At 65.4% G+C, this 21,466-nt stretch carries 19 protein-coding genes; 2 read left to right on the top strand and 17 right to left on the bottom strand.

Annotation, left to right across the window (positions count from 1 at the left end):
* The first annotated feature begins 14 nt into the window (after positions 1-14).
* Complete coding sequence (locus tag ACFQPB_RS18515) at positions 15-1,208, top strand: ImmA/IrrE family metallo-endopeptidase (protein ID WP_382199494.1); 1,194 nt, start codon at positions 15-17, stop codon at positions 1,206-1,208.
* Positions 1,209-1,720: 512 nt separating this feature from the next.
* Complete coding sequence (locus ACFQPB_RS18510) at positions 1,721-1,879, top strand: hypothetical protein (RefSeq protein ID WP_382199493.1); 159 nt, start codon at positions 1,721-1,723, stop codon at positions 1,877-1,879.
* A 567-nt stretch (positions 1,880-2,446) separates the two neighbouring features.
* Here ACFQPB_RS18510 and ACFQPB_RS18505 read toward each other — a convergent pair.
* The 17 genes from ACFQPB_RS18505 to ACFQPB_RS18425 all read right to left on the bottom strand — a co-directional run bounded on the left by ACFQPB_RS18505 (position 2,447) and on the right by ACFQPB_RS18425 (position 21,336).
* The gene (locus ACFQPB_RS18505) at positions 2,447-3,061 is read right to left on the bottom strand and encodes an FAD-binding oxidoreductase (protein ID WP_382199492.1); all 615 of its coding nucleotides are present in this window, start codon (positions 3,059-3,061) and stop codon (positions 2,447-2,449) included.
* 24 nt (positions 3,062-3,085) lie between these two features.
* Positions 3,086-3,415 carry a cupin domain-containing protein gene (locus ACFQPB_RS18500; protein WP_382199491.1) on the bottom strand — a complete coding sequence of 110 codons (330 nt, stop codon included), beginning with the start codon at positions 3,413-3,415 and terminating at the stop codon, positions 3,086-3,088.
* A 4-nt stretch (positions 3,416-3,419) separates the two neighbouring features.
* Positions 3,420-4,448 (bottom strand): histone deacetylase family protein, encoded by a 1,029-nt coding sequence (locus tag ACFQPB_RS18495; protein WP_382199490.1) that lies wholly within the window; start codon positions 4,446-4,448, stop codon positions 3,420-3,422.
* Between the two features lie 25 nt (positions 4,449-4,473).
* Positions 4,474-5,403: a 2-hydroxyacid dehydrogenase gene (locus ACFQPB_RS18490; RefSeq protein WP_382199489.1), complete on the bottom strand. Its 930-nt coding sequence runs from the start codon at positions 5,401-5,403 to the stop codon at positions 4,474-4,476.
* Positions 5,400-6,800: an FAD-binding oxidoreductase gene (locus tag ACFQPB_RS18485; protein ID WP_382226405.1), complete on the bottom strand. Its 1,401-nt coding sequence runs from the start codon at positions 6,798-6,800 to the stop codon at positions 5,400-5,402. The genes ACFQPB_RS18490 and ACFQPB_RS18485 overlap by 4 nt, the downstream gene beginning before the upstream one ends.
* Positions 6,797-7,726: a DMT family transporter gene (locus ACFQPB_RS18480; protein ID WP_382199487.1), complete on the bottom strand. Its 930-nt coding sequence runs from the start codon at positions 7,724-7,726 to the stop codon at positions 6,797-6,799. The genes ACFQPB_RS18485 and ACFQPB_RS18480 overlap by 4 nt, the downstream gene beginning before the upstream one ends.
* Before the next feature lie 13 nt (positions 7,727-7,739).
* Positions 7,740-9,236 (bottom strand): aldehyde dehydrogenase, encoded by a 1,497-nt coding sequence (locus ACFQPB_RS18475; RefSeq protein ID WP_382226403.1) that lies wholly within the window; start codon positions 9,234-9,236, stop codon positions 7,740-7,742.
* Entirely contained in the window at positions 9,233-10,495 is a 1,263-nt protein-coding gene (locus tag ACFQPB_RS18470) for a Zn-dependent hydrolase (RefSeq protein WP_382199485.1), read from the bottom strand. Before ACFQPB_RS18470 ends, ACFQPB_RS18475 begins: the two co-directional genes overlap by 4 nt.
* Before the next feature lie 14 nt (positions 10,496-10,509).
* Positions 10,510-12,234 (bottom strand): thiamine pyrophosphate-binding protein, encoded by a 1,725-nt coding sequence (locus ACFQPB_RS18465; RefSeq protein WP_382199484.1) that lies wholly within the window; start codon positions 12,232-12,234, stop codon positions 10,510-10,512.
* Positions 12,235-12,247: 13 nt separating this feature from the next.
* A complete protein-coding gene (locus ACFQPB_RS18460) occupies positions 12,248-13,909 on the bottom strand; it encodes an ABC transporter ATP-binding protein (protein ID WP_382226400.1) in 1,662 nt (553 codons plus the stop codon).
* A gap of 3 nt (positions 13,910-13,912) precedes the next feature.
* Positions 13,913-14,752: an ABC transporter permease gene (locus ACFQPB_RS18455; RefSeq protein WP_382199482.1), complete on the bottom strand. Its 840-nt coding sequence runs from the start codon at positions 14,750-14,752 to the stop codon at positions 13,913-13,915.
* A gap of 1 nt (position 14,753) precedes the next feature.
* Entirely contained in the window at positions 14,754-15,743 is a 990-nt protein-coding gene (locus ACFQPB_RS18450; RefSeq protein WP_382199481.1) for an ABC transporter permease, read from the bottom strand.
* A 109-nt stretch (positions 15,744-15,852) separates the two neighbouring features.
* The gene (locus ACFQPB_RS18445) at positions 15,853-17,442 is read right to left on the bottom strand and encodes an ABC transporter substrate-binding protein (protein WP_382199480.1); all 1,590 of its coding nucleotides are present in this window, start codon (positions 17,440-17,442) and stop codon (positions 15,853-15,855) included.
* A gap of 91 nt (positions 17,443-17,533) precedes the next feature.
* On the bottom strand, positions 17,534-18,256 hold the full coding sequence (locus ACFQPB_RS18440; RefSeq protein ID WP_382199479.1) for a FadR/GntR family transcriptional regulator: 723 nt from the start codon (positions 18,254-18,256) through the stop codon (positions 17,534-17,536).
* 372 nt (positions 18,257-18,628) lie between these two features.
* Positions 18,629-19,399: an enoyl-CoA hydratase/isomerase family protein gene (locus ACFQPB_RS18435; RefSeq protein ID WP_382199478.1), complete on the bottom strand. Its 771-nt coding sequence runs from the start codon at positions 19,397-19,399 to the stop codon at positions 18,629-18,631.
* A gap of 22 nt (positions 19,400-19,421) precedes the next feature.
* Positions 19,422-20,144 (bottom strand): NAD(P)H-dependent oxidoreductase, encoded by a 723-nt coding sequence (locus ACFQPB_RS18430; RefSeq protein WP_382199477.1) that lies wholly within the window; start codon positions 20,142-20,144, stop codon positions 19,422-19,424.
* The gene (locus ACFQPB_RS18425; protein WP_382226397.1) at positions 20,137-21,336 is read right to left on the bottom strand and encodes an acyl-CoA dehydrogenase family protein; all 1,200 of its coding nucleotides are present in this window, start codon (positions 21,334-21,336) and stop codon (positions 20,137-20,139) included. The genes ACFQPB_RS18430 and ACFQPB_RS18425 overlap by 8 nt, the downstream gene beginning before the upstream one ends.
* Positions 21,337-21,466 lie beyond the last annotated feature (130 nt).

Below are 21,466 nucleotides of genomic sequence, written 5' to 3'. Positions count from 1 at the left end.
CAACGGAGAAGGCGATGGACGTCAAAATTATCAAAACCCAGGCTGATTACGAATCCGCCATGGCGCGCCTGTCTGAGCTGATGTCGGGCGAACTCGTGCCCAACTCACCTCAAGAAAATGAGCTTGAGTTGCTGGCGTTGGTCATCGAGAACTTCGAACGTCAAACGGTCCCGCCCGTCAAGCCTGACCCCATCGAGTCGATCTTGTTTCGCATGGACCAGATGGACCTGGCCCGAAAAGATTTGGTGCCGTATTTGGGCTCGCTCTCCAAGGTCTCGGAGGTGCTGGCGCGCAAGCGGCCGCTGTCCTTGCCGATGATTCGGCGCCTTCACCATGGACTGGGCATTCCCGCTGACGTCTTGATCGAGGACGTCGCGGTGGTTGAGGAAGAGCCGACCATCGACTACACCCGTTTTCCGCTCAAGGAGATGAGAGACCGCGGGTACTTTGGAGAGTTTCAGGGCAATCTACAGAAGCTCAAGGACTACGCGGAGGACCTGATCAAAGGCTTTATGCCAAAGCACATGGGCCCCGCGTTTTTACGTGCTCCGCTGTCTCAACGTGGGGATCGCGAGCCCGACGAAATGGCGATCAGGGCGTGGTGCATGTGTGTCTTGCGCAAGGCAAAAGAGGCAGGCGTCACGCGCGAGTACAAATCTGGGGTCATTACCCCTGCATGGATGCGTGAGTTGGCCAAGCTTTCTGCTTTCAGTAATGGGCCCCAACTCGCAAAGGAGTACTTGGCCCGGCATGGCATCGTCTTTGTTGTCGAGCGCCACTTCAACCGCACGTTCTTGGATGGCGCGGCGATGCTCGACCACACGGGGCGACCTGTTGTCGCCTTGACGCTTCGGCACGACCGCCTGGATAACTTCTGGTTCGCGCTGATGCACGAGTTGGCCCACGTCGCCCATGACTTGACGGCAGAGGCCCCGTTCTTCATTGATGATTTGGATCGTGCCGATCAGGACGCCATCGAAAAACGTGCGGATCAGACCGCACAAGAGGCTCTGATTCCCGCCAAGTCCTGGGAGGACGCCCAAGTGCGGGAGACCCTGACCACCGAGGACGCGATTGCCTTTGCCAATGAGCTTGGTGTTCACCCAGCCGTGGTCGCGGGCAGGCTGCGCTTCGAGACCAAAAACTTCAAGCTCATGAACCACCTCATTGGCAAAACAGGTCAGGTTAGTGAATTGCTGTCGGCGTAATGGTTCCCGAAACGGGAATGTTTTCTATGGCATTGATGTACGAATATGGATGTTGTAGCATGGTCATGCCAGAGTGTGATGGGCATACCAACCCTCGTGTTCTGGTAGACCTGAAGTGGTGAGCGCAGCGCCAGCGGCTCGCCGTCAAGGTCGAAAAAAAGGCCCTGAAGTGCTGTAACACAACAGGGCCTTTGGTGAGGTGAACAGGGGGCTACCAAACCACCCATGCACATCAGTCTTGGCAGACAGTGAATTTTACCAGTTCGCGATGTGTGGGCAAGCCAAATTCTCCTGAGTCTTCATGAGGAGATGGCCATGGCCTATCACCGATGGAGGAGCGTTTTCGTACGCGCATACACCCGGTTCCGTTTCGGACGCCAGGAGTCTGTGTGTCAGCACTGGCGCTCCCATCCGGGTCAGATGCAGTTGTTTGTTTGACCCCGATCGCATGCGGGAGGTCGCTTTGCAGGTCGCCCGCGTGTTTCCTATTCCCTAACTGGTAATTCCTATCTATGACCCCCAAGAAACCCAGCAATGAAACCACCTCGGCAAGCGTGGCCTCGAAGGCTGCAAAGCTGCTGAGTAATCCGCGCACGCCTGCTGCCGTGAAGTCCGTGGCAGCTTCCGCCTTGACCCAAAAAGTTGGCGCCAGCAAGCACAAAGGCAAGTAAGTCCGGTTAACTGCCGGTCCGAGGCCCGCCCTTGTGCGGGCCTTTTTTGTGGGCAGGTCTCAGCGCGAGGCTGGGCTACCAACCCGCGATGCCACCCATGAGTGGGAGCGCTGTCTTCATTGGCGATCGGCAACGATGACGTACATGGATGCGAACACGGGCGAGACCCCAAACCCCATAGATGTCGGTCCTCAGGCCGTCAAGCCCAAGGCCTCCTGCATCCGCTCATGCTCGAAGGCCCCGCGCAGCTTTTCGAGCTCTCGTTGGCGCACCTGCCGGCAACGTCAGATCCTGAGGTAGTTCGAGGAATGAGGTGAGGCGGCTGTGGTTGACTTAGGGGGTGTCCTATATCCAATGGGTTGCGGCGCGGTGGCTTTCTCGGTTCGCGCGTTTCTGGGATGCACCTGATTGCCCCTCTAGCACCGATGACCTCGGAGCTGTTGCAACTTGGAGCTTCAACGCTTGGCAGCAATCCAGGGTAGGTGGTTGTCACAGGACTGCGTTGTAGGGACTCTGTTGCGCCTCCCGTTGCGTTGTAACCGGATGCTACTTTTTGCGTGCTTTCCCTCAGGTTCCCGATGTGCCCGAAAAAATAGGTGCTGCTGTTGCGCAAACCGGAGTTGGAGCGCCCGCCTCGCGCACCGCGCCCACAAAGCCCGCCATCTCCGCCATGGGTATGCCGATATCGAAAGCAGCATAGGGCTGGGTTTGCCCCAGCATTTCGCCAATGGCCTCGCGGTAGGCCCACAGGCGGTTAGCGTCTTCCAATGACTGCGCCACCACCACATCGCTCACGGTGCCATGCTCTAGCGCATTGCCCAGCACTGCCTCCAGCCGCGCGCGGTCCTCGCCCTCGTTCTGGCCTTGTAGTTCCACCAGGGCATAAACGGGTGCCGGTTTATCAAAGGGCAGGCGCAGCTGGCCCACGGCCAGGGCGGCATCCATGAGGTTGACCCACATCACCTCGAATGCCGACAGACCGGGCAAGGCTCGGCGCAGCTCGTGTACCAACCGTATGGCCGCTTCGAACGACGGCAAGGCGCACAGCGCGGTGTTGGTGGCGCCTGGCAGGGGCGCGAACTTGAGCACCAGCCGGGTGATGACACCCATCGTGCCTTCCGACCCGATGAAGAGGTGCTTGAGGTCGATGCCCGTGGTGTTCTTGGTGACGCGCCCCAACATGGTCAGCAGGCGGCCGTCGGGTACCTACGCTTGTTCAGCGTAGTCCTGCCTTGTTCGCGTTTTGACTTCAATTTCTACAAAAATGACTTCGTGAGGACCGGGATTGATGACGTTGTGGCTCACGCCAATCTGGCGCGCGTACGAACGGCCCTTGACCAGCGTACTGGTCTTGATGCCTTCGTCGGTCTCTAGCACCAGGTTGCCGTCGGTCATGGGCACCACCACGTAGTCGTGTGCGTGGGTGTGCCAGCCGGTTTCGGCGCCCGGTGGAAAGCGCCATTCGGTGACGATGACGCGCCCGTTGTCGATCTGCACGGTGGGTATGGCCTGGGGTCGCATGTTGTTTCGGTTCATAGGGTCACGGGGCGGGCCGTTGGAGCACGCCGCTGAAGAACTGCTCGGTGTTGTGGGCCAGCGCGTCGATGTGGTAGCCACCTTCCTGCACGTACACGGTGGGCAGGCCCAGGCCGGCCACGGCCTGGCCCAGGCGGTGAAAACCGGCGCTGCTGACGGCCACCTGGGATTGAGGGTCGTGCTCGTAGATGTCGAAGCCGAGCGAGAACACCAGGGCGTCGGGCTGGAAGGCGCGGATGGCTTTGAGGGCCTGCTCCACCTGCTCAAAGAACACGGCCTCCGACGAGCCGTGGGGCATGGGCAGGTTGAGGTTGAAGCCCAGGCCGGCTCCGGCACCCGTTTCGTCGGCAAAGCCGGCCACGCCGGGGTAGAAATTGGTCGGGTCGCCGTGGATGGAGACGTAGAGCACGTCGTCGCGTTCGTAGAAGATTTCCTGAATGCCCTGGCCGTGGTGCATGTCGGCATCAAACACCGCCACGCGGGCGTGTTTCTGGCGCAGGCGCTGGGCGGCGATGGCGGCGTTGTTGAGGTAGCAGAAGCCACCGGCGGCGGCCTCGCGCGCGTGGTGGCCGGGTGGGCGGCACAGGGCGTAGCTGTGGCGCTCGCCTGCCAGCACCACGTCGGTGGCGGCCACGGCGCACTGGGCGGCCCAGTAGGCCGAACGCCAGGTGAATTCACCCACCGGGCAACTGCCGTCGGCCAGGTAGGCCGCCGCTTGCGCGAGGATGCCGCGCAAGGCGTTGGGCTCGCGCACGAAGATGTTGGACATCACTTCGTTGCCCCAGTCGGCAGGCATCTTCTTCCACTCCGCGTGGGCGTTTTCAAGGAATCGCAAGTAGGGCACGCTGTGCACGGCCTGCAGGGGCGCCATGCCGTGGTCGGTGGGGCGGCTGGCTTCCAGGCCCAGCGCGCCCAGGCCACGCAGGATGGCCAGCGCGCGGTCGGGCACCTCTTGGGGTTTGCGCATCTGACCGCGCGAGAGGTAGGTCTGGGGGTGGTGCAGCAGCTGTTCGGGGGCGAAAAAGGTTTTCATGTGGGTTCCTCAAATGGCGGTGGGGTCAGTAGCCGGCCGAGCGATCGATGGCGTGGCGCAGAGGCTCGCCCCGCATCGCGCGGCCGATGTTGTCGATGACGGTGGCAGCGGACTGCACCGGGTCGCTGAGCGAGGCGACGTGGGGCGTGAGCCGCAATGCCGGGTGGGCCCAGAACGGGTGCTCCGCGGGCAGGGGCTCCACGCCAAACACGTCGATGAAGGCGCCGGCCAGTTGACCGGCGTCGAGCGCGGCCAGCAGGTCGGCCTCCACCAGATGACCTCCCCGACCCACCTGCACCAGGCAGGCCTGGGGCCGCAGGCGGGCGAACAGATTGCGGTTGAGGACACCGGCGGTCTGGGGCGTGAGGGGCAGCAGGTTGATGAGCACGTCGCAGCGCCCCAGGGCTTCGTTCAACGCCGCCTCGCCGTGGCGGCAGTCCACGCCGGGCAGCTGTTTGGGGCTGCGGCTCCAGCCCGTGACCTGGAAGCCTTGTTGCGCCAGGGCACCGGCCACGGCCGAGCCCAACTCGCCCAGGCCCAGCACCAGCACCTGCCGGCTCGCCGCGCTCACGGGCGGGATGAACTGCCACTCGCGTGCCGCCTGGTGGCGGGCGTGCAGGTGCAGGTGGCGGTGGAAGTACAGCACCGCTGCCTGGCAGTACTCGACCATGCGCTGCGTGAGCGTGGGGTCGATCAGGCGCGCCACGGGGATGCGCGGGTCCAGATCGGCCAGGCACAACTGATCCACGCCCGCGCCCAGCGACAGCACGGCGCGCAGCCGGGGAAAAGCACGCAGGCCTTGGGGCGGTGGTGTCCACACCAGGGCCAGGTCCACGGCCTCCGGGGCCTCGCACTGTGGGCCCACGATGAAGTTCACATCGGGCAGCGCGGCCTGCAGGGTGGCGCGCCAGGCGTTGGGGTCGTCCAGGTCGCTGTAGAAAAAAACGGTGGTCATGCCAGCACCTTGCCAGGGTTGAGGAGCTTGTGGGGGTCCAGGGCCCGCTTGAGGGTGTGCATCAGCGCCAGTTCCTGCGGGGTGCGCGAATGGCCAAGGTAGGCTTTTTTGTGTTGACCGATGCCGTGTTCGGCCGACACCGAGCCCCCGTAGCGGCGCAGCACGCCATACACACAGGCGTCGATCTCGGCCTCGGGGAAGGGGCCGTGGGCGGCGGCCACGTGCACGCCCACGTGGATGTTGCTGTCGCCCACGTGGCCAAAGTGCACGTGTTCGCAGTGCGGGAAACGCGCGCGCAGGGCGGCCTGCAGCTCGTCCACAAAACGGCCCAGGTCGCCAATGGGCAGGCTGACGTCGTAGCCGCAGTAAGGCGACCACATCAGCGGGAACTCCGACACCGCGTCCCGCAGGCGCCAGAAGGACTCGCGTTCCTTGAGCGACTGGGCGATGGCCGCGTCCAGCAACCAGCCTTGTTCAAAGGCGGCTTCCAGCATGGCCGAGAACATGGGCATGTCGCGTTCGGTGTCGCTGCCTTCCATCTCGATCAGCACCTGGAGACCTTGTGCCGCCACGGGCGAGCGCATGTCGGGCACGCGGGTGGTGACCAGTTCGTGGAAGTCGGGCCACATCACCTCGAAGGCCGACACCGTGCCGCCCAGCGCCGCCTGAGCGTGCCGGAGGAAGCGCACCACCGTGTCGTGGTCGGGCAGGGTGCACCAGGCGGTGTGGCAGCTTTGGGGCAGCGGGTGCAGGCGCAGCACCGCCCGCGTGACGATGCCCAGCGTGCCTTCAGACCCGATGAACAGGTGCTTGAGGTCGTAGCCAGCGTTGTTCTTGAGCATCTTGTTGAGGCCACCCACCACGCTGCCGTCGGCCAGCACGGCCTCCAGGCCGAGCACCTGGTCGCGGAACATGCCGTAGCGGATCACCCGGTTGCCGCCAGCGTTGGTGGCGATGTTGCCACCCACCTGGCAGGAACCGCGCGCTCCCAGGTCCACCGCCAGCAGCAGGCCGGCGGCCCGCGCCGCCTCTTGCGCGGTTTGCAAGGGTGTGCCGGCCAACACGGTGAGGGTGCCGGCGGCGGTGTCGATTTCCTCCACGCCGTTCAGGCGTGCCAGCGACAGGGCCACGTCACCTTCGTTGGGGGTGGCGCCCGCCACCAGGCCAGTGAGCCCGCCCTGGGGCGTGACCGGCTGACCGTGCCGGTGGCAGATGGCCATCACGCGGGCCACCTCGTCAGGGGTGCCAGGGCGCACCAGGGCCAGTGGCTGGTGGGTGTGGGCGTTGAACCAATCGGTGCAATGCTGGGGTGGGATGGCATTACCCGTGAGCACGTGGGCTGGGCCCACGGCCTGGGTCAGTTCGTCGAGCAGAGAGGTCATGTCGGAAGGGTTCATCGGTGGGCCTGGCGCGCGGCCAGCATGGCCAGCCACTGGGCGCGGAACACGGGCAGCGTCAAGGCCAGGCCGGCGCAGCCGATGACGGCGATGCCCAGCAGGGCGATGGCGTCGGGCCGCTGGCCGAACACCAGCACACTGAACACCACCGCCAGCAGCAGGTGGAAGTAGTTGAAGGGCGCCAGCGACGAGGCGGGCACTTTTTGAAAGGCTTCGATCAGCAGGTACTGGCCGATGCCGCTGAGCGCACCCACCGTGGCCATCAGCGCCAGATCGCGTGCGCCAGGCCAGTCAAGGTGCCCGGCGGTGGGAAGGGACAAGACCGTCATCACGGTGCAGATCAGCGCGGTCCAGGCGAACTGCTGCTCCATGCTCACCTTGCCCGCCAGCCGGCGCGTGAGGATTTGCAGCATGGCATAGGCGCCGGCCGCCAGCAGCATCAGCACCGTGCCCACAAGGGGCAGGGCGCCACCGGGGCGCACGATGAGCAGCATGCCCACAAAACCCGCCACCACCGCCGCCGCCTGTGGGGCGCGCACCTGCTCGCCCAGCAGCCAGGGCGAGAGGGCGACGATGATGAGCGGCGACAGGAAGTAGATGGCGGTGGCCTCGGCCAGCGGCATGGTGTGCAGGGCCTGCATGAAAGTCACCCCCACCGTGCCCAGCATGACGCCGCGCCACAACACCGTGCGGCGGTGCGCGACGGGCAAACGCCAGCGCGTGCCGCGCCGGTGCATGAGCACCACGGCCATCAGCAGCACGGTGCCGTAGCGCACCAGGTTGACCAGGGGCGCCGGGTGGCGCGCCACCAGGTCTTTGGCCAGCATGTCCAGCGTGGCCAGGGCCACGATGGCGCACAAGAAGATGCTACAGGCCTGCAGCCAGAGGGTGTGGGCGGACGCCTGAGTGGCCGGGGTGGTTGTCATGGGGCCGGGCCGATCAGAGCAGGTTGATCCAGGTGGTCTTGAAGTCGCTGTACTTGTCGAGCGCGTGCAGCGATTTGTCGCGGCCGAAGCCGGATTGCTTGACGCCGCCGAAGGGCACGGTGATGTCGCCGTCGAAGTAGCAGTTGACCCACACCAGCCCCGCCCGCAGCCGGCGCGACACGCGGTGGGCACGCGCCAGTTGTGCGGTCCACAGGCCGGCGCCCAGGCCATAGGGCGAGTCGTTGGCCAGGGCCACCGCCTCGTCTTCGGTGTGGAAGCGCTGCGCCGCCAGCACCGGGCCAAAGATCTCTTCGTTCACGATGCGCATGGCCTGGCGCGGGCAGTCGAAGATGGTGGGCTCGACGTAGTAGCCACCGCTGGCGGTGTGCGCTTGCTGGCCGCCGGTGCGCAGCGTGGCGCCTTCGCTCACGCCGGCGGCGATGTAGCCCAGCACACGGCGCATCTGGTTTTCATCGACGATGGCGCCCATGGTGGTGGCGGGGTCCAGCGGGTTGCCCGGGCGCATGCCTTGCGCACACTGCGCCACCTTGGCCATGAACTGGTCGTAGATGCCGTCTTGCACGTACAGGCGCGAGCCGGCGATGCAGACCTCGCCCTGGTTGGAGAAGATGCCCACGGCCGCCGCCTGCGCGGCTTTGTCCAGATCGGGGCAGTCGTCGAACACGATGTGCGGCGACTTGCCGCCACACTCCAGCCACACCCGCTTGAGGTTGGACTCGCTGGCGTAAGCCATGAAGCGCTTGCCGGTGGCGGTGGAGCCGGTGAAGGCCAGGCAGTCCACGTCCATGTGTTGGCCCAGGGCCTGGCCGGTGACCGGGCCCAGGCCGGGCAGCACGTTGAACACGCCGGGCGGGATGCCAGCCTCGGCCGCCAGCTCGGCCAAACGCAGCGCGCTCAGCGGCGACTGTTCGGCCGGCTTGAGCAGCACGCTGTTGCCCGCCGCCAGCGCGGGTGCCACCTTCCACGAGGCCATCATGAGCGGGTAGTTCCACGGCACCACGGCGGCCACCACACCCACCGGTTCCCGGGTGATGGTGGCCAGGGCGTCGGGGCCGGTGGGGGCAATTTCGTCGTACTGCTTGTCGATGGCCTCGGCGTACCAGGCGAAACACTTGGCCGTTTCCGGCAGGTCGTAGGCCAGGGCGTCGCTGATGGGCTTGCCCATGTCCAGCGTTTCCAGCAGGGCCAGTTCCTCGCTGTGTTGTTCGATCAGGGCGGCCAGGCGCAGCAGCACGCGCTTGCGTTCGCGTGGGTGCTGTTGCGCCCACACGCCCGACTCAAAGGCGCGGCGTGCGGCCAACACCGCGCGGTCCACGTCGGCCGGCTGGCAGGCCGCCACGTCGGCCAGCTTTTGGCCGTTGGCGGGGTTGAGGGTGGCAAACGTCTGCCCGCACTGCGCGTCCACGAACTGGCCGTCGATGAAGGCCTGGTGGCGCAGCCGAAGGGCGCTGGCACGGGCCTGCCAGGTGGCGAGGGTGGCCGCGCTCATGCGGTCACCTCGGCTGCTTGGTGGACGCCAGCGGCTTGCAGCATGGCGCCCAGCAACACGTTGGCACCGGCCTCCAGGTGGGTCGGTTGGGCGTCCTCGATTTCGTTGTGACTGATGCCGTCCTTGCAGGGCACGAAGATCATGGCGGTGGGGGCCACCTCGGCAATGTAGACCGCGTCGTGACCGGCACCGGTGACGATGTCCATGTGCGAATAGCCGGCGCGCTGCGCCTGCTCGCGGATGTGCTGCACCAGCGGCGCGGCAAAGGGCGTGGGCGGGAAGTGCTGCACGTCGATCAGCTCCACCTTCACGCCGAAACGCTCGCCGGCCTCGGCGCAGGCCTGGCGCCAGCGCTGGTCCATGCGCGCGAGCGTGGCGGCGTCTTCGTGGCGCAGGTCGGCGGTGAAGTGCACCTTGCCCGGGATAACGTTGCGCGAGCCGGGGTGCACCTGCACCACACCCACCGTGCCACGGCCGTGGGGCTGGTGGTCGCGCGCGATGTGGATGACCTCCTGCATCAGATGGGTGGCGGCAAACAGCGCGTCCTGGCGCACCGACATGGGTGTGGGGCCGGCGTGCATTTCCATGCCGGTCACGTTCACGTCGTACCAGCGCAGGCCGAGCGAGCCGGTCACCACCCCGATCACCTTGTCCTGGGCTTCCAGGATGGGGCCTTGTTCGATGTGGGCCTCGAAGTAGGCGCCCAGCGGGCGCCCACCCACCGGCTGTGGGCCGGCGTAGCCGATGGCCTGCAACTCGTCACGCACGCGCTTGCCGGCCATGTCGGTGGCGTCCAGCGCGGTGGCCAGCGGGAACTTGCCGGCGAACACGCCCGAGCCCATCATCACCGGCACAAAACGCGAGCCTTCCTCGTTGGTCCAGATGGCCAGCTCCAGCGGGGCTTCGGTCTGCAGGCCCTGGTCGTTGAGCGTGCGCATGATTTCCAGCCCGGCCATGACGCCGTAGCAGCCGTCGAACTTGCCGCCGGTGGGTTGGGTGTCGATGTGGCTGCCCGTCATCACCGGGGGCAGCGCGGGGTTGCGCCCCGCGCGGCGGCCAAAGATGTTGCCCACCTGGTCCACGCTGACGCTCAGGCCGGCGTCCTTCATCCAGCCCACCACGAGGTCACGGCCTTGGCCGTCCAGGGCGGTGAGGGCGAGGCGGCAGTTGCCGCCCTGTTCGGTGGCGCCCACGCGGGCGAGGTCCATCAGCGATTGCCAGAGGCGCTGGCCGTTGATTTTCAAAGAGGTGTCTGACATGGTGCGAGGGGTGTTCAGAGGGCGGCCGCACGTTCGCGCTGCAACTGCTGCGCGCGGGTACGGATGGCGGTGAGGGTTTCGCCGGGGGCGATGCCGTCGGCGTCGTAGCGGATTTCGATGAGGGCCGGCAGGCGTTCGCGCTCGGCAAAGGCGAGTGCGCGGGCGAACGCGGCTTCGAAGTGCGCGTTGTCGTTCACCACCTCACCGTGGCCCCGGTAGGCACCCACCAGGTGGGCGAAGTCCGGGTTGTCGAAGGTCAGCGCGATGGTGCGGCCGGGGAACTCGCGTTCCTGGTGGGCGCGGATGGTGCCCCACATGCCGTTGTTGAACACCAGCACCACGATGCCCAGGCGGTACTGCATGGCCACGCCCAGCTCCTGCAGGTTCATCTGGAAACAGCCGTCGCCCGCGTAGCAGACCACCGGGCGTTGTGGGTCTTCCAGCTTGGCGGCGATGGCCGCCGGCAGGCCGTAGCCCATGCTGCCCACCGTGGGCGCGAGCGAGCTGCCGATGCCCTTGAACTGGCGGTAGCGGTGCGGGTAGAGCGCGTAGTTGCCGGCGCCCACGGTGATGCAGGCCTCGGCCGGCAACACGGTGTTCACGTGGCAGGCGGCCTGGTCCAGGCTCATGGCGCTGGGCGAGAGCAGGGGTGCCAGCGTGGCGCGGTAGGCGGCGTTGGCGGCGCGGGTGTGGGCGCTCCAGGTGGGCGCACGCGTGGGTTGCACGCTGGCCAGGGCATGGGCCATGCCGGCGTTGCTGGCACAAATGGCTTGTGCTGGCTGGAACACCCGGCCCAGCTCGCTGGGGTCGGCGTGCACGTGGATGAGCTGCTGGCGCGGGCGCGGGCTTTCGACCACGCTGTAGCCCTCGGTGGTGGCCTCGCCCAGGCGGGCGCCCAGGGTCAGCAGCAGATCGGCGTTGCGCACGCGCTGGCGCAGGTCGTCGTGCATGCCCCAGCCCACGTGGCCGGCAAAGTTGGGGTGGTGCTGATCAAAACATTCCAGCCGCCGCCACGACACGCCCACCGGCAGGTCAAAGCGTTCGGCAAAACCCTGCACCTGGGCCAGGGCCTCGGCCGTCCAGCCGCTGCCACCCACCAGGAGGAAGGGGTTGTGGGCGGCTTCGAGGCGTTCGCGCAGCGTGTCCAGATCGGCCGCGCCCGGGCGTGTTGTCACGCGGGTGTAGCGCGGCAGGTCAGGCACCTGGGCCGTGCCCCACAGGGTGTCTTCGGGCAGGGCCAGCACCACCGGGCCAGGCCGCCCGCTGGTGGCCACGCTGAAGGCGCGGGCGATGTACTCGGGGATGCGGTCGGTGCGGTCGATCTGTGCCACCCACTTGGCCATCTGGCCAAACATGCGGCGGTAGTCGATTTCCTGGAAGGCCTCGCGTTCGTAGAAGTCGTTGCCCACCTGGCCCACGAACAGGATCATGGGGGTGGAGTCCTGGAAGGCGGTGTGCACGCCGATGCTGGCGTTGGTGGCGCCGGGGCCGCGGGTGACGAAACAGATGCCGGGCTCGCCGGTGAGCTTGCCGTGCGCCTCGGCCATGTAGGCGGCGCCGCTTTCCTGGCGGCAGACCACGGCCTGGATGGCGTCCTGGTGTTCGTTGAGCGCGTCGATGCAGGGCAGGTAGCTTTCGCCGGGCACCAGGAAAACGCGGCGCACGCCGTGGTGGCGCAGCTGCTGGATGAGGATCTGGCCGCCGTTGCGTGCGGCCGGGAGGGTTTGGCTTGGGGACATGTTGGAGCGGGTTTCAGGCAAGGGCAACGCTGGCGCCCACGGGGCTCCAGTGTTTGCCGGGGATGGCGGCGATGAGGCGCTGCGTGTATTCGTTCTGCGGGCGGTCGAACACCTCGGTTGGGGTGCCGTGTTCGACGATGCGGCCTTTGTGCATGACGACGATCTGGTGGCAGACCTGGGCCGCCACGCGCAGGTCGTGGGTGATGAAGATCATGGCCAGGTTCAGGCGCTGCTGGATGTCTTGCAAGAGCTTGAGCACCTGGGCCTGCACCGAGACGTCGAGGGCCGACACCGACTCGTCGGCCACCAGCAGTTGTGGCTCCAGCGCCAGGGCGCGGGCGATGCCGATGCGCTGGCGCTGGCCACCTGAAAAGGCGTTGGGGTAGCGGTCGAAGGCGGACTCGTCCAGCTCCACCAGGCGCAGCAGTTCGCGGGCCTTGCGCTCGGCCTCGGCGTAGGGCACGCCGTTGGCCACCGGGCCGTCGGTGATGCTGCGGCCCACGGTGTGGCGCGGGTTGAGCGAAGCAAACGGGTCCTGGAAGATCATCTGCAACTGCTGGCGCATGGGCCGGAACTGCGCTTGCGTCAGCGGGGCGATGTCGGTGCCGTTGAAGACGAGTTCACCACCGTCGATCTCGGTCAGGCGGAGCAGGCATTTGCCGATGGTGGACTTGCCCGAACCCGATTCGCCGACGATGCCCAGCGTCTGGCCCCGGCGCACCTGGAAGCTCACACCGTCCACCGCGTTGACCACACGCTTGCGCACGAACAGACCGCGCTCGGTGACGTAGGTCTTGCGCAGGTTTTTCACCTCCAGCACCACCGGGTCGGTATTGGCTTCTTCGGTGGCGTGGTCACCGTCGCGGTGTGGCACGGCGGCGATGAGGCGCTGGGTGTAGGGGTGTTGCGGGCGGTTGAGCACCTGCTCGGCTGTGCCTTGTTCTACCAGCACGCCTTTTTCCATCACCGCCACGCGGTCGGCGATGTCGGCTACCACGCCGAAGTCGTGGGTGATGAACATCACGCCCATGCCCATGCTGGCCTGGATGCGCTTGATCAGCGACAGGATCTGGGCCTGGGTGGTCACGTCCAGCGCCGTGGTGGGCTCGTCGGCGATCAGGATGGCCGGCTCGAGCGCCAGCGCCATGGCGATCATCACGCGCTGGCGCTGGCCGCCCGAGAGGCGGAAGGGGTACGCATGCTGGAGCGTGGACGGGTCGGGCAGGCCCACGAAATGCAGCAGCTCCAGCACGCGCTGCTGGCGCGCCGCGCCGGGGTAGGCGCCGTGCACGGCGAGCACCTCGGCGATCTGGTCGCCCACGCGCATCAGCGGGTTGAGCGCCGACATGGGTTCCTGGAACACCATGCCGATGTCTTTGCCGCGCAGTGCCAGCAACTCGTCTTCGCGCAGCTGCAGCAGGTCGCGCCCCTTGAACAGGATGCGCCCGGCCTGTGGCTTGAGGTAGCTGGGCAGCAGGCCCATGATGGCGTTGGCGCTGATGGACTTGCCCGAGCCGGACTCGCCCACGATGCACAGGATTTCGCCGGCGCGCAGGTCGAAGGACAGGTCCTTGACGGCGTGCGCGCGGTCACCCCCGGTGGGCAGGGCCACGGTCAGCTGCTCGATGCGCAGCAAGGGGGTGTCGGTGCCGGTTGGGGAGGGAGAGGTGGTCATGGTTCATTCCCCCCGCTTGCGCAGTTGTGGGTTCATGGCGTCGTTCAGGCCTTCACCGATGAGGTTGATGGCCAACACGGTGAGCAGGATGGCGATGCCGGGCAACACGCTCATCAGCGGTGCTTCGCGCAGCATGGTGCGCGCGGCGCCGATCATGAAACCCCAGCTCATGAGGTTGCGGTCACCCAGGCCCAGGAAGGACAGCGAAGACTCGGTGAGGATGGCGGTAGCGATCATCAGCGAGGCCGTCACGATGATGGGCGACATGGCGTTGGGCAAGATTTGCGTGAAGATGATGCGCCCCGGCTTCTGACCGATGACGATGGCCGCCTGCACGAACTCGCGCTGCTTGAGCGAGAGGAATTCACTGCGCACCAGGCGCGCCACCGGCGGCCACGACACGATGGCGATGGCGCCCACGATGGAGTAGATGGACGGCGTGAAGATGGCCACCAGCACCACGGCCATGGCGAGCTGCGGGATGGTCTGGAAGAATTCGGTGAAGCGCATCAGCAGGTCGTCGATGCGCCCCCCATAGAAGCCCGCCAGGGCGCCGATGAGGATGCCGAAGATCACCGCCGCCAGGGTGGACACCACACCCACCAGCAGCGACACGCGCGCGCCGTAGGCCAGGCCAGCGCCCAGGTCGCGGCCCAGCATGTCTGTGCCCAGCGGGTAGTCGGCGTTGCTCAGCGGTTTGAGCAAAGGCTCGGCCACCATGGACCAGGGCGAATCCTCGTACCAGACCGAGCACAACAAGGCCGTGAGGATCACCAGGCACAGGATGACCAGGCCCAACAGCGCGCCTTTGTTGGCGGCAAAACGGTGCATGAATTTTTTCACTTCAGGCTCCCAATTCGATGCGGGGATCGACCAGGCGGTAGACCAGGTCGGTGATGAGGTTGAACAGCACGACCATGGTGGAAGTAACCAGGAACACGCCCAGCAGCAGCTGGTAGTCGCGCTGCATGAGGGCGTCGAACATGAGGCGGCCGATGCCGGGCCAGCCGAAAACGGTTTCGGCCAGCACCGCGCCACCGGCCATCTGGCCGAGCTGGATGCCGGCGAAGGTGACCACCGGCAGCATGGCGTTGCGCATGACGTGGCGGCGGATCACCTGGCCAGCGGGCACGCCTTTGGCGCGCGCGGTCTTGATGAAGTCCATGCCCATCACTTCCAACATCGACGCACGTGCCAGGCGGGCGTACACGGCCATGAAGAAGCAGCCGAGCGACACCACGGGCAGCACCAGGTGGGCGCTGATGTCGGCGACGCGGTCCCAGCCGGTGAGGCCGGCGCCCACGCTTTCCATGCCAAAGGCCGGCAACCAGCCCAGGGTGACGGAGAACAGGATGACCATCAGCAGCGACAACCAGAACAGGGGCGTGGCGTAGAAGATCAGCGAGACGGACATGATCAGGCTGTCCAGCCAGGTGTGGCGGTTGGTGTAGCGGCTGCGCGCGGCGAACACCCCCAGCAGCCCCCCCACCAGCAGCGAGAAAACAAAGGCCAGCGCCATCAGCAGCAGCGTGGCGGGCAGGCGCTCGGCGATCAGGTCGAGCACAGGCAGGTTGTTGCGGTAGGAAAAGCCCAGGTCCAGCTGCAGGATGCCTTTGACGTAGAGCCACAGCTGCATCCACAGGGGCTGGTCAAAGCCGAATTGCTGGCGCAGTTGTTCCAGGTAGGCGGGGTCGGACGAAGCCGCCTCGCCTGCCATGATGGCTGCGGGGTCGCCTGGGGCCAGGCGGATGAGCAGAAAGTTGAAGACCACCACGCCCAGGATGACGAAGAAGGCCTTGCCCAGTCTGGCAATGAGGAAGGAGATCAGTTTCACGTTGTGGCGCCTCGGTGTGCAAGGCGCAGCTGGGCCCGGGCCGCGCGCACAACGCGCGGCCGGGAGCTGCGATCGGGAGAGGGGGCCCGCGCGCGGCGGGCCGTCGGGCTTACTTCTTCTCGATGTAGACGTCGTCGAAGGTCTCGTTCAGGCCGATGCCGGTCTTCACCAGGTTCTTCACGTTCTTGGGATAGAAGGTGGCGTATTCGATTTCGAACAGCACGCCGTTGGCCACTTCGTTCATCAGGATGGTCTGCACTTCGGTGTACAGCTTCTGACGCAGTTCGGGCGTGCGTGCGGCGGCGGCGGTGGCGAACAACTCATCGACCTTCTGGTTCTTGTAGCCCTGGTTGTTGACGAAGGGCGAACCTTTGATCGAGTTGGTCGACAGGAAGTGGCGGGCCACGCCCAGTGCCGGGTCACCGTACTGGTAGGTGAAGTTGAAGGTGATGTCGAAGTCGAACTCGCCCGAGCGTTTGGCCCAGCCACCGGCATCGGCCGGATCGATTTGCACCTTGAAGCCGATCTGCTCCAGGCTCTGTTTGGTGTATTCGGCCAGGCGTTCCCAGGCCGAGCCGTAGGGGAAGGACAGCAGCTTGACCGGCGTGGCGCCGACGTTGACGCCCGACTCCTGGATCAGCGCGCGGGCCTTCTTCAGGTCGTAGGCGTACTGCGGCAGGTTTTTCTCGTGGTACAGCGTGGTCGAGGCGATGGGGCTGGTGGCGATCTTGCCCATGCCGAAGAAGATGTTGTCCACGATGAACTTGCGGTTGATGGCGTGCATCACCGCCTGGCGCACCTTCACGTTGTCGAACGGGGGCTTGCGCTGGTTCATGCTCATGAAGGCCAACGGCGCGTACATCTCCCAGCCCTTGGTCGTCATCTCGACGTTGGGCAGGGCGCGCAGGCGCTTGACATCCACGTTGTCCACGTCACCGCCGCGCAGCAGCTGCACGTCGCCCTTTTCAAAGGCCACGGCACGCGAGGCCGCATCGGGGATGACGCGGAACACGATTTCATCCAGGTAGGGCTGACCCTTCTTCCAGTAGTCGGGGTTGCGGGTCAGCACGATGTGCGAACCCTTCTTCCATTCCTTGAACTTGAAGGGGCCGGTGCCAATGGGGGTCTGGTTGGCGGGGTTGGTGCGGTAGTCGGTGCCGTCGTAGATGTGCTTGGGCACCATGGGCATGTTGTCCACCACGAAGAGGCTCATGAAGGGCGAGAAGGCCTCCTTGAGCTTGAATTCAACGGTGTGCTCGTTGACCGCCGTGATGGTGTCCATGTATTTGTTGATCACCAGCCGGCCACGTGGGTGGGTCTCACGCAGGAATTTGTCCACGCTGAAGACCACGTCTGCGGCGGTGAAAGGCTTGCCGTCGTGCCACTTGACACCGCGCTGCAGTTCGAAGGTGTAGGTCAGGCCATCGGCCGAGGTTTTCCACGATTTGGCCAGCGACGGTTGGGGCGTGAGTTTGGCGTCGTAGGTCAGCAAACTTTGGTAGATCTTGCCGGCCACGTACTGTGTGGGGGCTTGCTGGTTCAGGCCCAGCATCAGGATGGGCGGCTCGGGCTGGACGATGGCCGTGAGCGTGCCACCTTGTGTCTGGGCCAATGCGGCCGCCGAGCCGAACAGCGCGGCGGTGACGGCCAGCACGGCACCGGCTTTTCGAAATGTGGAAAGGGCCATGGTGTGTTTCATCGGGTTCTCCGGGAGGTTGAAGAAGACAGGCGCGAGGCCAAGAGGGGGATGGGGCAGGGGCGCCAACGTGCCGGGGGCGCGCAGGCGTGTTTCACATGTTTTTGTCTTCGCTGGCATCCAGGCCGAGGCGGCTACTGATACCCAGGAGGTGTTCGCGCATGGCGCGCCGCGCCGCTGCGGGCTGGCGCTTTTTCAGCGCGCGCAGCAGGGGCACGTGCTCGTTGTGCGCGACTTCCCACACCTCGCCGTACACGAAGTGCTGGTTGAGTTTGTTGAAGATGGCGCTGTTCTCGCTCAGAGTCCACAGGTGCTGCACGGTGGAGGCCAAGGCGACGTTGCCGCAGGCTTCGGCGATCAGCAGGTGCAGGCGGTCGTTGTGCTTGAACGGCTGCTCGGAGCCGGGCAGGGCCATGGTGGCCTCTTCCATCGCGAGGAGTTGCGCGTCGGTTGCGTGGCGTGCGGCTAGCTCGGCGCAGTGGGGCTCTACCAGCAGGCGGGCCTGCAACAGGTCGGCGGCGCCTATGTCCAGCAACAGGGGCGCGCCTGGGGCATTGGATTCATTGAGGCTGAGCCTTGACTCCGGACCGGTGACGTAAACACCGCTGCCCACCCTCACGTCCACCCAGCCTTCGATTTCCAGTGCAATCAAGGCTTCGCGCACTGAGGGGCGGCTGACCTGCAGCATCTCCGCTAGCTCGCGTTCCGCAGGCAGGCGCTCGCCGGACTGGTAGTTGCCTCCGCGGATCTTGTCCTTGATCTGATTGGCGATCACCCGATAGAGGCGGGCAACGCTGACGGGCTGAAAGGTGCTCATGAAAGTGTTTGCAAGGTTAAGTAGCCTCGTGGCCAAGTGGTAAGGCCAATTTAACTAAAAAAAGGGAGTCGAGCATCAGGGTAACTACCGTAGCGACTGTCAAAGCGAAATCCGTGCCAAACGGGTAGTTGATCGGTTGGTTTTGGTAAGTCTTTGATTTTTATATGCGTGTCCGATTGTTGGCCCTTTTCCTTGGTGCATGTGATAAGCCGTCTGCACCGTGGTGGTGCATGTTGACTTCGGCAGCTTGTGCAGGATGCTCGGCATGGTGGGCTGCTGCCGGTCGCGTTGACACCGACTTGAGCTGCTGACGACGAGGCGGGGGTCTATAACAGCTACCTCGCAAGAGCCATTCATGGTTTCACCATGAAGTCATCGATGTGCAAATGCCTGCACACGGCTGCCGAAGGCGGGTTGCGCAGAGGCATCGACAAAGCCGCGCAACTCCTGTTGCACGTGGGTGGCGAGTGGCTGGTGTGGTGCGTCGCGCAACAGCCGCTTGAAGTTGCTCAAGCTCGCCGTGGGTATGTCGAGCCACTGGTTCACAACCTGGTCCACCGCCGCACGCAGTGTCTGGGCTGGCACCACCTGGTTCGCCAAGCCCAGACTGTGCGTTTGCTGGGCGTCCAGCGTTGGGCACAGCGTGAACAGCTCAAAGGCGCGCAGCGGATTCACCAGACGGGGCAAAAACCAGGATGTGCCGCCGTCGGGGCTCCCGCCGATGCGGGCGTAGGCCAGGTTGAGGCGCAGGTTGTCGGCCACGATGACGTGATCTGCTGCCCAGACGAGGCCCAGCGTGCCGCCGGCCACAGCGCCTTGTACACCCACCACGATCGCCGAGTCCAGTGCGCGCAACTGCGTGATGGCCTGGTTGAATGCGGTGATCGCTTCGGTGAGCCAGGTGTCCACCCGGTCCTCAGAGACGGCGTGGGCCATGGCTTTCAAATCGCCGCCCACGCCGAAAGCGGGGCCTTCAGCTAGGATGCTCAGCACTTTGGGCGGGTGGGTGGTCAGCTCGTGTGTGAGGGCTGCCAGGGCTTGCAGCTCGTCAACACCCAAGGCGTTGCGACGTGCCGCGTTGTCGAGCACCAAGCGGGCGTGATCGGGGGTGGGGCGTTCAAGCCGAACGGTTTGGGATGTCATGGTCAGGCTCCGGATGCTGAGGTCAATGTGCACGCTCGCCGGCCCCGAGCGCGTCGGGGTGATCGGACAGCCGAGGCATGGGTAGGGCGGGCAAGTGCTCCAGTGCGCGCAGATGGTGGCGCCAGCTAGACAGCAGTGCTGCCCGCCCCGCCGGGCCCACGTAGGGCACATGGTAGGCAACGTAGGGCGGGAGTACTGTCATGCCCGTGAAACCCAGCACACCTCGGTGCAACGGCATGAGGATGTCGTTCATGTCGCCGTTCAAGGCGTGGGGGCCGTAGGATTGAGACGGCGCGCCGGTGCTGACCGCCAGCAGCGCCCGCTTGCCTTGCAAGCGCCCCTTTTCAAACACGGCGGTGCGGCCGTAGACGGCGCCAGAAACAAAGACGCGGTCGATCCAGCCCTTGAGGATGGCCGGCGGCCCGAACCACCACAGCGGGAACATCAGCAGCAGCAGATCGGCCGCGAGCAAGTGGTCCAGCTCGATGGCAACGTCGGGCGCCAATGTGCCCTGCTGCCAGGCGTGGCGCTGTTCCAGGGAGACGTTCAGACGCGTGGTGTCGCGCGGATCGTTGAAATCCTCGGGGCCCAGCGTCGCCTTGAAGTCCATCGCGCAGAGGTCGGACACCTGCACCGCGAAGCCCTGTGCGGCCAGTTCCTCCACAGCCGCCGCGCGCAGCGCCGCCTGGAACGAGGTGGGCTCGGGGTGGGCGCTGACGATGAGCGCCCGCTGGCCTTCAGCCACGCAGCAGTTCCTCGCTGATGATGATCTTGCGCACCTCGGTCGTGCCGGCGCCGATCTCCAGCAGCTTGATGGCCCGGTAGAGGCGGTTGACCTCGGACTCCCAGATGTAGCCCGTGCCACCGTGGATCTGCACCGCCTCGTTGAGCACCTTGTTCATGGTCTCGGCGGTGTAGAGCACCGAGGCTGCGGTGATCTTGTGGATGCTGCCGCGCCCGCCGCCGCCAATCTCCATGTCGTTGGCCGCGCGCAGGGCCTGGTAGGTGAACAGGCGCATGGACTCGACCCACACGTACATGTCGGCCAGCTTGGCGCGGATCATCTGGAAGTCGGCGATGGGCTTGCCGAACTGCACGCGGGTGCGGGCGTAGTCCAGCGACAGCTCCAGCGCCCGCTCGGCGATGCCCAGGCAGATGGGCGAGATCATGGCGCGCTCCAGGTCCAGTCCGCTCATCACGACCTTGACGCCCTCGTCGAGCCCGCCCACCAGGTTGCGCGCCGGCACGCGGCAGTTGTCGAACAGCAGTTCGCCGGTCTGGCTGCCACGAAAACCCATCTTGACCATTTTTTGCGCCACGCTGAAGCCCGGCATGTCCTTCTCGACGATGAAGGCCGAGATGCCTTTGGCGCCACGTGCTTTGTCGGTCTTGGCGTAGACCAGCAACACGTCGGCCACCGGGCCGTTGGTGATGTAGATCTTGCGGCCGTTGAGCAGGTAGTCGTCGCCGTCGCGGGTGGCCGTTGTGGCCATGGAGCCCAGGGCGTCGGATCCTGCGCCGGGCTCGGTCAAACCGAGGGCACCTGTGAGCTTGCCACTGCACAAGCTGGGCAGATAGCGCTGACGTTGTTCGTCGTTGGCGTTGCGGAAGATGTTGTAAAGGCACAGGTTTTCGTGCGCCACCCAGCTCAACGCCATGGCGTGGTTCCAGCGCGAGAAGGCTTGCAGCACCAGGCCGCTGGTGAACAGGTCCATGCCGGCGCCGCCCAACGACTCGGGCACGGGGATGCCGAAGTAGCCGGTCTCGCCGATGCGCGCGAAGGTCTCGGGTGGCCACCACTCTTCGCGGTCCATGCGTTCGGACAGCGGGTAGAGCTGCTCGCGGGCGAAGCGATCGGCCTGGTCGAGGATGGCTTGCTCGTCGTCCGAGAGGCCCGAGAAGCGTTGGTCGGCGGAGGTCGCGGTGTTCATAAGCATGCGGGTCTTTCTGAATATGACTCAAAAAATTGAGAGTGACATGAACTTTGCCAGTAAAAGTTTCCGTGGGCTCTAGGGAAAACACTTAGCAATATTTATTAATCTATAAATATCAACAACTTGCGATCAT

It is taken from the genome of Hydrogenophaga atypica, assembly GCF_042665215.1.
GTDB lineage: Bacteria > Pseudomonadota > Gammaproteobacteria > Burkholderiales > Burkholderiaceae_C > Hydrogenophaga > Hydrogenophaga defluvii_A.
The sequence above is the reverse complement of the archived record's forward strand: the minus strand, read 5'-3'. Positions and strand labels throughout refer to the sequence as shown.